Source organism: Xanthomonas sp. WHRI 10207, from assembly GCF_040202975.1.
Classification (GTDB): domain Bacteria; phylum Pseudomonadota; class Gammaproteobacteria; order Xanthomonadales; family Xanthomonadaceae; genus Xanthomonas.
Genome location: NZ_JBEGDX010000003.1, coordinates 564,826 through 579,764 on the forward strand (window position 1 = coordinate 564,826; position 14,939 = coordinate 579,764).

Here is a 14,939-nt window from a genome sequence, read left to right on the forward strand (position 1 = left end):
TCTGAGGGGTCGCACTTTGGAGCTGCTTTTGAATCCTGTCATGGTAAAAACAGGCTGGAGTTTGACGGTCTATCGTTTTTGTAGTAGTGGGTCAGAAAGGAGGCGGGAGGCCTTTTCGGCCACCTTACTGAGCTCTGGGTACTTAGCGGCTTCCTTGGTCGCCCAACGGAGCAGCGGACCTGCGAGCCGGTGCCCTGGCTCGCCCTCTTCTGCAGGGGGGCCTTTGATGGTTTTGTCGTAGTCCGCCACCACAGCGGCGTACCGTTCGGAAGACAATAGCTCCTCCGATACCTGCTCCATCATTGCGTCCTTGTGGAAGCGCTTGTTAGGCGACGCATCTCTCGGTCTGCTTTCCATCCATGACGTGAGCACCTCAATCGCGGCTTGCTCAAGAGCTTGCCTTTGTTGCAAGCCGCGCTTGCTGCCTTGCGCGCTCATTGCTTCGGAGTGCGTCATCGGTGAATTGATGATGCCGATGTAGTAGTGGCACTCGATCAATGCGTGCAGCATCCGTGTCTCGTCGCCGGCATCAGCGGCATTCTTTGCTTCAACCCAGTATCCGATGGCGATGTCCGTGACTTCACGCGTTGCCTGTCGCAGCCATTTTTCGTGTCCCTCCTTTCTGCTGGCCGCTGAATCCTTACGGGTCTTGATGAAGGGGAGGAGAAAGAGCTTCAACTCGTCCTCTGGTCGCGCACGCTCCTCCTTCCAATGCCTGTAGCTGGTGGCGTTGCCGTATTCCTGGAGATTCTCTGTGGCGGATAGCCAGCGCTCTTCGAAGGACTCTCCTGCAGCAGCACGTTCTTCGTAGATCGTTTTGATCTGCACCAAGGTACGTTCAAGGAGGGCCGTGGTAGTTGGCAACGTCGCGCTGCTGTCATAGCGGCCTTGACTGCGGCTTTGCTCGCCCAAGCTCAGTGCAACTATCGGGAGTTTAAGGTGCCGGAGGCGCCTGTCATTGAAAGGTGTAGTGCGATCAGGTGCTGTGTTCATTGCTCGATTTTTAGTCTGGATGCTTCGGGCTTTTAGGAGGGGTGGGAAGTGGCTTCCCCCTGCATTTTCGAACATCAGAACCAGTCGAGGAAGTCACATATCTATGATAGGTCCATCGAGAGAGAGTGGCACCCAGTGATGAGCAGCATCAGAACTCAAAGAGATGTATGTATGTAAGTATTCGCATATTTAAGTATGTTGATGCTGCATACACTGAAGCCAAGAAACATCAAGGAACTCTATCGCCATGAATCCGCGCGCCTTGCCGAGGGCTCAACGAATCAGGCCATCACACCATGCGCGAGCGTTCTTCGGAGCCGGTTGAGACCAGTTCAAGCAGCCGGCGTGCGAGAGCGAAGATCGCAACGTCGAACTGCGCGCGCGCATCCTTGCGTTGGCGCATTGCCATCGCCGCTAAGGCGTGGCGATGAGCTATCTCACATTGCGACAGAAAGAACGCCTCGTGAACTACAAGCGCGTGGAGCGGTTGTATTGCGAGCAGCAGCTGAAGGTCCGACGGCGCAAACGAAAAAAGGTACCCGTGGGCGACGGTCAGCCGCTGTTGCGGCCATCGCAGGCTAACCAAGTGTGGCCAATGGGTTTCGTGTTCGACCGCAACGCCGAAGGTCGAGTGATGATGTGTTTTGTGACCCTGGACGACGCAACGCGCGAAGCGGTCGCAATCGACGTGGAGCGCGCGATCTCGGGCCACGATGACACGCGTGCTGGACCGATTGGTGCACAGTCGCGATTCGCCTCAAGTCATCCGTGCTGACAAAGGCAAGGAGTTTTTCGGCGCGGTGTTCGCTGCTGACGCAAGAAATGGGTGTGTCGAAGATCGCATGAGGCGTGGCGCCGTCCCTCGCTTACTGGGCAAGAGACGATGTGGGCGCTGCTACATTGTCCGCTGTTGCGGGAGCTGCATGTGCTGCTTCTCAGCAGGCAAAAGAGAGCGCAGAAAATCGTACCATTCGAGGTTTGTAGCCTCGCAGCGCGCCTCAACTTGCTCAACAATCCAATGCGAGTAGACCAGCACGGGTGCATTGCCTTCTGCGATGTCATCAACTGCGGCGCCGACGAGCCAGCCAAGTGCAACCATCTCATCATCAGTGCCGGCGACAGGATCATCTTTCACTACGACTGTCCAAGAATCCGTATCGTCACCCTCAACGTAGGCAAGAACAGCTCCATCTTCCCCAATGAGTTCAACAATGATGTTGCGCTCGGCATCAAAAGCGGCCATCCAATCTTTAACCTTACTTGGGGCTGTGAGTAGTCGCGCCTGCGCTTCTTCAGCTCTCTTGCGACGCTCCTTGAGCTTCGCTTTTCGTGCTGCATCCGATTTCTTTGCCATTGTTGCTCCTAGCGTAAAACGCGGTACAGATGCCTGCGCGGCAGATGTGGGCTGTCGTTGTCAAAGTCTAACTTTCGATTCAATCAGCTACCTGTCCCGGTTATGACATTCTCGGCCCCGTCCTGCTCGGGTCGTTTTGGGTCTGGTCACGTGCTTGCGCTAGCTCCTGCAATCGAGTCTGTTCTTGCGTATCGCGGGTCTGACTCGCAGCTAGGTATTGCTGTTCCGGAGCTGCCGCTAGCGCCTCGCTGGTCGGCATATGTGCCCGGTTGGCGAAAGGATCCGGGGAGGAGCCTGGGCCTGAGCGCATCACGAACATCGTCACCCCGCCTGGAAGCTTGTCGGTCGGGACGTTCAGTGCCACGTCCACCTTGTCGCCGGGCTTGAATCCCGCCTCCACGGCTATTTTGTAGGCGCTCGCAACCATGCGATCGCTGCGCTCATCCCACGGCTTGTTGGCGCTTTCATCGAGCCTTGCGATGGAAGAGCGTAGCTGCTCCACCAATGCCGCATCTTGTGGCTTCGGGCCGGCGGCGCTCAGACGATTCACAGACAGCTGCTCGTCTTCCCGAGGATCGTGCGATGCAACAGAGCGCGCACCCATCTGCATTCCCGGTGCGGCGACCTGTGTTGTGGTCGTGCTCGTGGACGCTGCACGCCCTTGCACGTGGTCATCATCCAGCGCAGATGAACGTCCCGGTGCTGTCTGCGGCGACGGCGCGTTGGGTAAGGCGGTTTGCGTAGGCGGTGCTGCAGGCTGCTGCGTCTGAGGCGACTGCGTAGGGGGATTGGGCGAGGTGGCATTCACAGGTATGGCCTGCTGGCGTTCTGCTTGCGATATCTCTGCTGCCGTCGTGGTCGCCCTGATCTCCATGCGGTCGTCGTTCTGGCCAACCACCGTGGCGATTGAGCCATCTTTCTGCAGCTGCAGGAAAAAGGGCATCTGCTTGCCCGTATCGCGTGCATGGTCTTGTGCAACTGCCGTCGTGGCTGCATCGATCTGCGCGTCAGTGCGCGTAATGCCAGCGCGGGCGTACATCCCGGCCACCTGGCTGTGCAAGTCGCTCTGCGTCGGCGTGGGATTGCTGCGGGCGACCTCCGCCATCGACGCCATGTCTTGAAGCCCGGCCTGTTGGCTCTGCCACGTTCGGTTCAATTCCTCGCGTGTGTTGCCAGTGGCCGCATTGGTGCCATAGAACGTGCCGGGCGTGGTCCATTCGCCCCTGGCGTCGCGGATATATGAGTTACCGTCAGAAGCCTGTAAGGGCTGCGGTTGCGTCCGCGCGTTCGTGATGGCCTGCGGCACCGGTTCGCGATTGGTGAACTCATTCCAGCCGAATTGGTTGTAGGCGATCTGGTAGCGGGCCGCTGTTGCTTCCGGAGTGTTGGCGGCGTTCTGCGCGATGATCGTCTGCGATTGGCTCTCCAACGCGGTCGCACGCTCGGTGCTAATCGGGGCGTTATGTGTGATCGGTATCTTGCCGTCGATATTTTCCCTGATTTCAAGCTGCCACTTCCCGGTCTGCGCATCGCGCACGTAGTCGCGGCCCGTTTCAAATGGTTCGCGCGGCGGATGCGTTTCGTTCTTGGCATCCAGGCGGTATGGATCCTGTGGCTTTGGTGGATTTGCCAGCCCGAGTGAGTACGAGTCGTTGGCCGCGCGGTAATTCAGCTCGTCGGCAAGACGGCCAGCAGCAACCAGCCGCGTTTCCTGAAAACCGCCGTTTGGCATCGGTGCGCTCACCTTGCGTGACCAGGTGCCTTGGGGATCTTCCGGGTTGCGCGTCCACTCGTTGCCGCTGCGGTCTGGCTGTGTGTAGATCCGGTTGATGTCCTGCTTCTCGGCCCAACGTTCGCCAAGGTAGGCGCCCGCCACGCCGCCAACCAAGCCAGTAGCCAGCGCGCCAGGCCCCGTCCACGACCCTGTGACGGCACCATAGCCTGCACCAAGCAGGAAGCCGCCTGCGATACCGCCAGCGTTGCGGCCGACGAAGTGCGTGGCCGCTGAGGCGGCCCCTGTGTCATTGCCTTGCGTACTTAGCTGGACCACGCGATGGCCGGTCACGGCGAAGTCGTAGGCTATCAGCGCTACGCCGGCAGCACCCGCGACGCGAGCACCAGAAAGCCCGCGCGCTCCGGCCGCTTCTGCTGCAGCAAGCCCTTCGCCGGCCACGATGCTGCCTTCGCCTGGGACGCCGGGCATGCAGGGCGCAGTCGGTGGCCGTGCGAGGATCGGTGGCATCTCTTGAGGAAAGGTGAGGCGCAGACGCGCCTCCATCGGTTGTGTGATTGGCAGGCGCCCGGCTTGGTTCGCTTCAGCGACTGCTTCGCCCAGTGATTGCCGGCCGCCCCATCTATCACTGAGGGTGGAGGTTCCCGGCTGATCGATCGCGTCCAACGCAAGTTGGACATTGCCTTCAGACCGCGTCACGCCGGCCCAGCGCGCCTCTGCTGCGGCCATCTTCCCCACATCGGCAATCTGCCCAGCATGACTTTGTTGGTAAGCCGCGAGATCGCCATGAAAGGCCCGGATCTTTGCGTTCGCCTGCTGTGGGGTCATGCCCTGCGGCGTGTTGCTTACAAGGTCGCCATTGACCAAGCCCACCTTGAGTGTGTCGGTCAGGCCGTTGACTCTAGCCGCGATGCGCTGTGCTGCGGCTTGATCGCCGCGCAGCGTTGCTTGCCCGTCGGGGGACAGTTCCAATCTTTCAAGCCGATTCGCAAGTTCCTCTGAGTACGCCCCAAGCGGTCCACCGGGGTGAGGCGACAAACCCATCCTCGCGGCCAGTGCTTGGTCCGCAGGAAGATTGAGGATGTTGCGTGGACCATGCAGCTCGAACAGACCGCTTCTGGAAAGCGACTGCAGCAAGCGGCTCTCACTGAAAGCCGCTTGCTCAATGACATGGTGCCCTTGGAAAGCCGGTGTATCAGCCATCGGTGCAACTCCCGCTCAGAAATCCGTATCGAGGGTTTGACGCGTCAGAGGTCTGCGGCGTCTCGCAGCGAAGGGCCGCTAAGTTGGGCTGCGTTCAAGGCATCGAACAGAACGCGGTCACAAATGGCCTCGGTTCCTAGGCGTGACTGGCGGAAGATGTGGGCGTTACCAACGACCTCGCGCTTGAATACAAGGCTTGCACCGCCGGATACGCTGTAGAAGTTGAGGTCTTGCCCGGTCTCGTAATCGTGTTCGATCTCGATCTGGACCCGCGATTCACTCTCGTCAATCGCATCAAGCCAACGCGTCACGCTGCAGAGGTAGTACTGAGGACCCTGCGTGCCGTCGGCAAGGGTGAAGTCGCATGCCGCGAAGGCGAAGCCTTCCGAATCGAAGGTGTCGAACACCTGCTTCAATGCTTCCGAAACGATCCAGATGCCCGCCAGCTTCTCGAAATCACGCGGCATCTCTTGCTGTCCCGGCACCTGCACTAGGTGTGGCCTCACCGGATACTGGCTCGGATCACCATTGGGAGGATCCATGGTGTTCATGCCAGGGGGCAGAAGCAATTCTTCATTGGCAATCTTCAAGCCAGCGCTTTGACCATTGCCTCGGAAGCTTGGCCGGAGGACAAAAAATTCCCCCAGATGGGAGTCGCTCGCGACAGTGACGGGGATTGCTGCCTCATCGTTCATGGTGATTTCCATCGTGGACGGGTGCGCCGCAGATCGCAGCTGATTCCTTTGGTGTGAGGGATTCTATGGCAATGGGCGGCATGCCTGTAAGGCAGGTGGCCGAACATGCGCTAGGGAGACCTCCACCATTGGCGCCCCGTTGAAGCGTCCTCGTTAACTCGATCCACTTGGAAGTAGAGTTCCATCCCAAGGAGCTCTGTATGAAGAAGTCGAAGTTCACCGAAGAACAGATGGTTCGGATCCTCAAAGAAGTCGAGGCCGGTGCAAGGGTTGGCGAGACCTGCCGCAAGCACGGGATCAGCGAGCCGACCTATTACGTCTGGAAGTCCAAGTGTTGACTCCCCGTAAACTTGATCCATCCATAGTTAGAGGTCTCCGGGCACACTAGCCCCAAGGAGACCAAGCATGCGCAAGAGCAAGGTCACCGAGAGCCAGATCGTCCCCACGCTGAAGCGGGTCGAGCGCGGCCGCCAGGTCAAGGATGTCCGTCGCGAGCTGGGCATTTCCGAGGCGACCTACTACGTCTGGAAGTCCAAGTACGGTGGCATGGAGGCAGCTGATATGCAGCGCTTTCGCGACCTGGAGACCGAGCACAGCAAGTTCAAACGCATGTATGCCGAGCTTGCAATGGAAAACCATGCACTAAAGGATGTCATCGCAAAAAAGCTGTAGACCCGGCGCACAAGCGCCCGCTTCTTGCCTGGCTCGTCGAGCAGCATGGCTGGAGCGAGCGCCGGGCCTGTTCAGTCGTTGGCGTGGCGCGCTCGACAGCGCACTATCGGCGCCGTCCCGATCGCGACGAGGAGGTCATTACGCTGTTGTCCGAATTGGCCGAGCGCTTTCCCGAGCGTGGTTTTGGAAAGCTGTTTCAACTCATCCGCCGTCGTGGGCATGTGTGGAATCACAAAAGGGTGTGGCGCGTGTATTGCCTGATGAAGCTCAATCAACGTCGTCGCAGCAGGCGCCGGGTCCCGACGCGCCATCCACAGCCGCTGGCGTGCGGACAACGGCCCAATGCCGGATGGTCAATCGACTTCATGTCCGATGCGTTATGGGACGGTCGGCGTTTTCGCACGTTCAATGTCATCGACGATTTCAGTCGGGAAGCCTTGGCGATCGAAGTGGGCTTCAATCTTCCGACCGCCCGCGTCATCCGCACGTTGGAACGTATCGCGACCTGGCGCGGCTATCCCGCTAAGCTTCGCCTAGACAATGTCCCGGAGTTGTCGCATTAGCCTTGGCCGAGTGGGCCGAGCGCAAAGGCATCGCTCGAGCCGGGACATGCCGCGCCTGATGCCGTCGAGTAGTTCTCCAAGTTCCTTAGGGCTCCACGGCTTGCCGTGCCGCGTGGGTAGGTCGGGGGTCTTGGACGAGGACTTCGTGGACGCAGTCATGTTTCTGCTTCCATGCTCTTCACGCGGTGGTTCAGGCTTCGGCCCCGACACAGCTCAGGCACAGCGTGAGGGCTTTTGTCTTATCAGCCATCTCATTTGTGGCCCGATCTGTTATCTCACACGGCCATGGCTTGTTGGGCGACGTAATTGAGCAAGTAGCCCTGTGCTCGCCCGTATGTCTCGCTGTACTGAGCATAGTGGCGCGCGACGACTATCAGACCCCTGAGGCTGTGATAGATGGCGTTTTGCGCGCACAGCCCATACTTCACGTTCAGTGGCGTCAACCGGCTTGCACGGCAGTCTCGTAGGCTTGCAGCCGCGCAAGGGTCCAAAAGCTCGAGCGAGCCCGTGCGAAGATATGATCCTGTGTTGCTCGCTCCCCAGTAGCTCGGGTATCAAACGAATTGGCGGGTATCAGAGCGGGTATCAGTGAGTGTTTTCGGGCTTTGTCCCTTTTAAAAACAAATAGATAGGCCTGACATGTTGCTCATGCTCGACAACTACGACAGCTTCACCTACAACCTCGTGCAGTACCTGCAGGCGCTGGGTGCCGAGGTCACGGTGGTGCGCAACGATGCGATGAGCGTCGATCAGATCGCTGCGCTCAAGCCCGAGCGCATCGTGATCTCGCCCGGCCCGTGCACGCCCAACGAGGCCGGTATCTCGTTGCAATTGATTGAGCAGCTTGGCCAGACCACGCCCATTCTTGGTGTGTGCCTGGGTCACCAGAGCATCGGCCAGGTGTATGGCGGCGATGTGATCCGCGCCGGCAACATCATGCATGGCAAGACCTCGCCGATCCGCCACGAGGGCAAGGGTGTGTTCGCCGGCCTGCCGGACAGTTACCAGGCCACGCGCTATCACTCGCTGGTGGTGGACAAGACCACCCTGCCGGATGCGCTGGAAGTCACCGCCTGGACCGAGAATCCGGATGGCTCGGTGGAAGAGATCATGGGCCTGCGCCACCGTCAGTTCCCGGTGGAAGGCGTGCAATTCCATCCCGAGTCGATCCTGACCCAGCACGGTCATGCCCTGCTGAAAAACTTTCTGGAGCGGTGATCGCGATGGGCGCTACACCTGTTGCCGTTGGCGGTGCAGCTCGTCCGGGTAGTGATGCATCCGCGTGGCACTACCGCGCCGCCACGCGTGGCTACAGCGCAATACGCAGTGGGTTGCTGACGGCTTCGCTGCAGCACACAGACAGCGAAGCCGGTGCTGAGCAAGGCCTGTACGCTGCGCAATTCGCCAAGGTCGCTTCACGATGAACACGTCCAACGACAGCATGCATTTCTACGAACCGGCGCACGGCCACGGGCTGCCACACGACCCGTTCAATGCCATCGTCGGTCCGCGCCCGATCGGCTGGATCGGCTCGCGCAGCGCCGAGGGCATCGCCAATCTGGCGCCGTATAGCTTCTTCAACGCCTTCAACTACACCCCGCCGATCGTCGGTTTTGCCAGCATCGGCCGCAAGGACAGCGTGCGCAACATCGAAGCGACCGGTCAGTTCACCTGGAATCTGGCCACCCGTCCGCTCGCTGAAGCAATGAACGCGAGCGCGGCGATGGTGCCGTCGGAGGTCGACGAGTTCGCGCTTGCCGGCTTGCAGATGGCGCCGTCGCGTTTGATCGATGCGCCGCGTGTGGCGGCAAGCCCGGTCAGTTTCGAATGTCGGTTGAGTCAACTGGTGCAGCTGCACAGTGCAAGCGGTCAGGCCATAGAAACCTGGCTGGTGCTTGGCGAAGTGGTGGGCGTGCATCTTGCGCACTCCGCGCTCGATAACGGCGTCTACGACCCGGCCAAGGTGCAGACCATTTTGCGTGCCGGTGGCCCGGCCGATTATTTCGAAGTGCAGCCGCAGGCGCGCTTCCAGATGCGTCGGCCCGGCCAATGACCGACTGACTGCATCGATTCGGTCCTGCGCACCTGGCTGCCTGTAGCAGCCCTGCGCAGCGATCCCTGCGCGACACACTGCAGGCCCTCGCTTGCAGCCGTTTTCCTTCTGTCTATGGCCGTTCCCATGCCCATCACGCCCCAAGAAGCCCTGCAGCGCACCATCGAACATCGCGAAATCTTCCATGACGAAATGGTCGAATTGATGCGGCAGATCATGCGCGGCGAAGTCTCCGACATGATGGTCGCCGCCATCCTCACCGGGCTGCGGGTCAAGAAAGAAACCATCGGCGAGATTGCCGGCGCCGCTACCGTCATGCGCGAGTTCTCGCGCCGCGTGGAGGTGAGCGATCGCCAGCACATGGTCGACATCGTCGGCACCGGCGGCGATGGGTCGCATACGTTCAACATCTCCACCTGCGCGATGTTCGTGGCCGCCGCCGGCGGTGCCAGGGTGGCCAAGCACGGCAATCGCAGCGTCTCATCCAAATCCGGCAGCGCCGATGCACTGGAAGCCCTCGGCGCGGTGATCGAATTGCAGCCCGAGCAGGTTGCTGCATCGCTGGCGCAGACCGGCATCGGTTTCATGTATGCGCCGGTGCATCACCCGGCCATGAAGGTGGTGGCGCCGGTGCGTCGCGAAATGGGCGTGCGCACCATCTTCAACATCCTGGGCCCGCTGACCAATCCGGCCGGTTCGCCCAACATCCTGATGGGCGTGTTCCATCCGGATCTGGTCGGCATCCAGGCGCGCGTGTTGCAAGAGCTGGGCGCCGAACGCGCCTTGGTGGTATGGGGGCGCGACGGCATGGACGAACTCTCGCTCGGTGCCGGCACCCTGGTTGGCGAACTGCGCGACGGCCAGGTGCGCGAATACGAAGTGCATCCGGAAGATTTCGGTATTGCCATGTCGGCCAGCCGCAACCTCAAGGTGGCAGACGCCGCCGAGTCGCGCGCGATGCTGCTGCAAGTGCTGGAGAACGTGCCCGGCCCGGCGCTGGATATCGTTGCGCTCAATGCTGGCGCTGCGCTGTACGTCGCCGGCGTTGCCGACAGCATCGCCGAAGGCATCGTGCGCGCCCGCGCCGTGCTGGCCGATGGCTCGGCGCGCGCCAAATTGGACGCGTATGTCGCCTTTACGCGCCAGGTCAGCGCATCGCCCTGACCATGCCTGGCGCTGCAACGCTTCGGCAATCATGCGGCGGCATCTTCACCCTTCCGCAGGCATGCTGCGCAGGTTGGCGTGCAGCCGCGGCCCATTGCGGCCGTCTTGACCGATAATGCCCGCCCGCCAGGACCCGATACGATGAGCGATATCCTCAACACCATCCTTGCCCGCAAGGCCGACGAAGTCGCCGAGCGCAGTGCGCGCGTGCCGCTGGCCGAGCTGATCGCGCGCAGCGCAGACCTGCCGCTCACGCGCGGTTTCGCCGCGGCCATGCAGGCTAGCATCGCTGCCGGCGACCCGGCCGTGATCGCCGAAGTAAAGAAGGCCAGCCCGTCCAAGGGCGTGATTCGCCCCGATTTCCACCCCGCCGACATCGCGGTCAGCTACGAATTCGGCGGCGCCAGTTGCCTGTCGGTGCTGACCGACGTGGATTTCTTCCAGGGCGCCGATGCCTACCTGCGCCAGGCGCGCGACGCCTGCACGCTGCCGGTCTTGCGCAAGGATTTCACCGTCGACCCTTATCAGGTCTACGAAGCGCGCGTGTTGGGTGCCGACTGCATTCTGTTGATCGTCTCGGCGCTGGAAGACGCGCAGCTGGTCGATCTGTCCGGATTGGCGATGCAGCTGGGCCTGGACGTGCTGGTGGAAGTGCACGACATCGACGAGCTCGAGCGCGCGGTGCAGGTGCCGGTGCCGCTGATCGGCATCAACAATCGCAATCTGCGCACCTTCGAGGTGTCGCTGCAGACCACGCTGGACATGCGCGCCGCGGTGCCGCGCGACCGCATCCTGGTCACCGAAAGCGGCATCGTCACCCATGCCGATGTCCAGCTGATGCGCGGCCATGGTGTGAACGCGTTTCTGGTCGGCGAGACCTTCATGCGCGCGCCCGAACCCGGCGAGTCGCTGCGTCAGCTATTCTTCGCGCATGACTGAGTCGTTTCCCGCACCGCGCGACGATGCGCCGTTGGTGGTCTTCGACTTCGACCACACCTTGTACGACGGCGATTCCGGCAGCCATCTGTTTGCCTGGTTGATCAAGCGCAATCCGTTACGTCTGCTGGTCGCGGTATTGGCCTCGCCGATTCTCGGACCCATGGTGGCGATGCTGCCCACCCGCCGCCGCGGGGTGTCCGGCTACGTCTGGATCGCCACGTTCGGCCTGCACCGTACGCGCGAGTTCAATCGCTTCATCGATGCTTACGTGCTCAAGCATGAAGCGCAGATCCGGCAGCGTCTGCTTCCGCATGCATTGAAAGTCTTCACCGACCACCGTGCCGCCGGCGATCGCGTGGTGGTCGCCACCGGCGCGCCGCCCGAGCTTGCGCGCGCGATTCTTGGGTTCGTCGCCCATCAGGACGTGCCGGTCATCGGCAGCCTGGTCGGGCCGCGGCTGGGCGCGGTCACTGCGCGGCGTCACTGCCACAACGAAGAAAAGATGCGCATGCTGCGCGAACGCGGCTACGCGGACATCGCCATCGCCTATTCGGACAGCACCGCAGATTTGCCGTTGTTGAAGGCTGCACGCGCGCCGGTGGTGGTCAATCCCAAGGCCAATCGCGAAGACCTGTTCCGCCAGGTGCTGCCTGCCGGCACGCCGATCCTCAATTGGGGTTGCCGCGACCGTGGTGGCAAGGCGCTCTGAGGCAGGCGCAAGCCTCTATGTGGCGGACTGTGTGCAACTGACAAAGACATCGCCCCAGTCCGGCTACCAGCTGCCCGCTTCGCAAGTGAGTAGGCGGCACGCGCATGAGGTTGCTGCAATTAACGGATCGTCAGGACTGTGATGCAGTCGCGATGCAGACCGTGCGGTCTGATCGGTTGAAAACACTCGTATAAGAGGTATCGCGCAAAACTGCAGTGTTGCGGCGCGCCAAGCGAGCCCAAGAACACAGCAACATTGCCTAAATTCTGCCGTCTCGGCATGCAGCCAGTGCGCTGGGCACTGGCTGCATCGTGCGCTTAGCGCGTGCCGTACAGCACGACAGTCTTGCCGCGTGCATGCAGCAGACCATCCGCCTGCAGCTTCTTGAGCACACGTCCGGCCATCTCGCGCGAGCAACCGACCAGGCGTGCCAGCTCCTGTCGCGAGACACGCAGCTGCGTGCCTTGCGGATGGCTCATCGCTTCCGGCTCCTTGGACAGATCGTGCAAGGTGCGCACGATGCGGTCGGTCACATCCAGGAACGCCAGGCGGCTGGCTTTCCTTGTGGTGTCGAGCAGTCGTTTTGAAAGCTGAACGCCCAGCGCGTAGAGGATGCGGGGGGCATCCGGCGACAAACTGGTCTGAAACAGCTGCTGCAGGCGCTCGTAGCTGATCTCCGCCAACTCGCACTGTGTGCGGGTACGCAGGATCACCTCGCGCGTATCGGATTCGATGAACAACCCCATCTCGCCAACGAACTCGCCGTTACCGAAGTAGCCCAGCACCAACTCACGATCGTCATCTTCCTCGGCAATGATGCTTACCGAGCCGCTGATGACGTAGTAGAGGGTGCCGGCCGGGTCTCCTGGCCGGAACACATCGGTCCGGGTCGGATAGCGCCTGCGGTGGCTGTGCGCAAGAAAACGCTCAATGGTGCCTGCGTCCAGCGCCAGCGAAGGGGAAGCGTTACGTACCGTCGTAGTGACAACCGTCGTGTTTCCTGGGCTCATGGTAGTTCCGCGTGTAATTCCTGAAGCTTAACGGCATGAGTCATGCAAGGTAAACCATTCTTAACATCGGCATTTCGTTGCTGGGATCTTTGGCTCATAATTGTTTCCTTTCCCGCCTTCCATAAGGACAGACCGACGTGGTCAAGCCGTTGCCTCGCCTGAGGCTACAGGGGTTCAACAACCTCACCAAGGCGTTGAGCTTCAACATCTACGACGTCTGTTACGCGCGTACTGAAGAGGAGCGTCAGCGCTACATCGAGTACATCGATGAGCAGTACGACGCCGATCGTCTGACGCAGATCCTGACCGATGTGGCCGAGATCATTGGCGCCAACATCCTCAATATCGCACGTCAGGACTACGATCCGCAGGGCGCATCGGTAACGATCCTGATTTCCGAAGAGCCGGTGATCGACAAGAAGCAGGCCGGCAAGGAGCTCATCTCCGACGCTGTGGTTGCTCATATGGACAAGAGCCATATCACTGTGCACACATACCCGGAGACGCATCCGCAGGAAGGCATCGCCACGTTCCGCGCCGACATCGACGTTGCCACCTGTGGCGTCATCTCGCCGCTGAAGGCGCTGAACTACCTGATCGAGAGTCTGGAATCGGACATCGTGATCATGGATTACCGCGTGCGCGGCTTTACGCGTGACGTGAAGGGTAAAAAGCACTACATCGATCACAAGATCAACTCGATCCAGCACTTTCTTGCCAAGAATGTGAAGTCGCGTTACGAGATGTTCGACGTCAACGTCTATCAGGAAAATATCTTCCACACGAAGATGCATCTGAAGGATTTCGATCTCGATCAGTACCTGTTCGAAGAGCGTGCCAAGAACCTGTCGTTCAAGGAGCGCATGAAGATCGAAACGCTGCTCAAGCGCGAGATCGAAGAACTGTTCCACGGGCGCAACCTGAGCGAGTAATCGCAAAGAACGACCGCTTGCGCGCCTGTTCGCAGGTGCGACAACGACTCAAGGCGGGACGGCCCGCCACGCGATGATCTCGCGTTCCACAGCCGACGGCGGCCCAGTGTGCAGACACTGGGTCGCTTTTTTTTTGTCCGTTTTTTCTGTTGAGGAGTACTGCAATGCCTTGGATTTATCTCGTACTGGCCGGCCTGTTCGAAATCGGCTTCGCCCTGGGCCTGAAATACAGCGACGGCTTTACGCGACTGTGGCCAACCGTGCTGACGCTCAGCTTGGCCGGCATCAGCCTGTGGTTTTTGACCCAGGCACTGAAGACCATTCCGGTCGGCACCGGCTACGCGATCTGGACCGGTATCGGTGCGCTGGGCGTGACCATTGCCGGTATCGCCTTGTTTGGCGACAGCGCATCGTGGTCGCGTCTGGCCTGCATTGGACTGATCGTTGCCGGTGTGATCGGCTTGAAGTTGGTCAGTTAGTCAGCCCCGCTACGCGGGCCTGCCCCCCAAGGTTTGCTTCGTAAATCTTGGGCCCCGACTTCGTGGCTACCTATCCCCGCGCCCTCGGCCGTGGTCATGTCCGCTTCGCGGACCTGACCCCCAAGGTTGCTTCGCAAATCTTTGGGCCCCGACCCCGTGGCTGCCTATCCCCGCGCTTATCAGCGCGCCCCCTTAACCAAGCGGGCTTTGCTCCAGTTGGGTGCTGCGGGGCGTGATGCGATGTTTTAGCAGGCGACGAGTCGCGTGTTGCGCTTTATGGCCTGCTTTCCCTGCGATTTCTGCTAGGGATTTCGACTCCGTCGCTGCTTCTTGCTGCTAGTTGGGGCGCAGCCATGTTGTGCTGAGTGGGCACTGCTTTCGAAGTGGTTGTGTTGACGGCAGGCTGCGTTTTCGCAATCACTTTCGGCCCGCGTTGCAGTG

At 60.6% G+C, this 14,939-nt stretch carries 12 protein-coding genes and 3 pseudogenes; 10 read left to right on the forward strand and 5 right to left on the reverse strand.

Features of this window, described 5'->3' with window-relative positions; translation table 11 throughout:
* Positions 1-69: 69 nt before the first annotated feature.
* Positions 70-912, reverse strand: a complete 843-nt coding sequence (locus ABQU90_RS12750) for a hypothetical protein (RefSeq protein ID WP_323522816.1) — start codon at positions 910-912, stop codon at positions 70-72.
* Positions 913-1,339: 427 nt separating this feature from the next.
* Here ABQU90_RS12750 and ABQU90_RS12755 point away from each other — a divergent pair.
* Positions 1,340-1,791, forward strand: a pseudogene (locus ABQU90_RS12755) (DDE-type integrase/transposase/recombinase); the annotation flags it as partial.
* A gap of 97 nt (positions 1,792-1,888) precedes the next feature.
* Here ABQU90_RS12755 and ABQU90_RS12760 read toward each other — a convergent pair.
* The 3 genes from ABQU90_RS12760 to ABQU90_RS12770 all read right to left on the reverse strand — a co-directional run bounded on the left by ABQU90_RS12760 (position 1,889) and on the right by ABQU90_RS12770 (position 5,989).
* A complete protein-coding gene (locus tag ABQU90_RS12760) occupies positions 1,889-2,347 on the reverse strand; it encodes a hypothetical protein (protein ID WP_323522817.1) in 459 nt (152 codons plus the stop codon).
* 100 nt (positions 2,348-2,447) lie between these two features.
* A complete protein-coding gene (locus ABQU90_RS12765; protein WP_503064304.1) occupies positions 2,448-4,430 on the reverse strand; it encodes an XVIPCD domain-containing protein in 1,983 nt (660 codons plus the stop codon).
* Positions 4,431-5,326: 896 nt separating this feature from the next.
* Positions 5,327-5,989 carry an imm11 family protein gene (locus ABQU90_RS12770; protein ID WP_323522819.1) on the reverse strand — a complete coding sequence of 221 codons (663 nt, stop codon included), beginning with the start codon at positions 5,987-5,989 and terminating at the stop codon, positions 5,327-5,329.
* A 188-nt stretch (positions 5,990-6,177) separates the two neighbouring features.
* On the opposite strand from ABQU90_RS12770, the pseudogene ABQU90_RS12775 reads away from it, so the two are divergent.
* From ABQU90_RS12775 to ABQU90_RS12805, 7 genes and pseudogenes are all read left to right on the forward strand, one after another.
* Positions 6,178-6,309 (forward strand): annotated as a pseudogene (locus ABQU90_RS12775) (transposase); the annotation flags it as partial.
* 73 nt (positions 6,310-6,382) lie between these two features.
* Positions 6,383-7,247 (forward strand): annotated as a pseudogene (locus ABQU90_RS12780) (IS3 family transposase); the annotation flags it as partial.
* A 604-nt stretch (positions 7,248-7,851) separates the two neighbouring features.
* Complete coding sequence (locus ABQU90_RS12785; RefSeq protein ID WP_055853244.1) at positions 7,852-8,430, forward strand: anthranilate synthase component II; 579 nt, start codon at positions 7,852-7,854, stop codon at positions 8,428-8,430.
* A 202-nt stretch (positions 8,431-8,632) separates the two neighbouring features.
* Positions 8,633-9,265: a flavin reductase family protein gene (locus ABQU90_RS12790; protein ID WP_323522820.1), complete on the forward strand. Its 633-nt coding sequence runs from the start codon at positions 8,633-8,635 to the stop codon at positions 9,263-9,265.
* Positions 9,266-9,391: 126 nt separating this feature from the next.
* Positions 9,392-10,429, forward strand: a complete 1,038-nt coding sequence (gene trpD, locus ABQU90_RS12795) for an anthranilate phosphoribosyltransferase (protein WP_323522821.1) — start codon at positions 9,392-9,394, stop codon at positions 10,427-10,429.
* A 141-nt stretch (positions 10,430-10,570) separates the two neighbouring features.
* The gene (trpC, locus tag ABQU90_RS12800) at positions 10,571-11,368 is read left to right on the forward strand and encodes an indole-3-glycerol phosphate synthase TrpC (protein ID WP_311239007.1); all 798 of its coding nucleotides are present in this window, start codon (positions 10,571-10,573) and stop codon (positions 11,366-11,368) included.
* A complete protein-coding gene (locus ABQU90_RS12805) occupies positions 11,361-12,077 on the forward strand; it encodes a haloacid dehalogenase-like hydrolase (RefSeq protein ID WP_055853237.1) in 717 nt (238 codons plus the stop codon). The genes trpC and ABQU90_RS12805 overlap by 8 nt, the downstream gene beginning before the upstream one ends.
* A 317-nt stretch (positions 12,078-12,394) precedes the next feature.
* On the opposite strand, the gene crp is transcribed toward ABQU90_RS12805, so the two are convergent.
* Complete coding sequence (crp, locus tag ABQU90_RS12810) at positions 12,395-13,087, reverse strand: cAMP-activated global transcriptional regulator CRP (protein WP_055853235.1); 693 nt, start codon at positions 13,085-13,087, stop codon at positions 12,395-12,397.
* A 137-nt stretch (positions 13,088-13,224) separates the two neighbouring features.
* Here crp and speD point away from each other — a divergent pair, with 137 nt between their 5' ends.
* Both speD and ABQU90_RS12820 read left to right on the forward strand, forming a co-directional pair.
* On the forward strand, positions 13,225-14,019 hold the full coding sequence (gene speD / locus ABQU90_RS12815) for an adenosylmethionine decarboxylase (protein ID WP_005990692.1): 795 nt from the start codon (positions 13,225-13,227) through the stop codon (positions 14,017-14,019).
* Positions 14,020-14,183: 164 nt separating this feature from the next.
* Positions 14,184-14,498 (forward strand): DMT family transporter, encoded by a 315-nt coding sequence (locus ABQU90_RS12820; RefSeq protein ID WP_323522822.1) that lies wholly within the window; start codon positions 14,184-14,186, stop codon positions 14,496-14,498.
* The last annotated feature ends 441 nt before the right edge of the window (positions 14,499-14,939 follow it).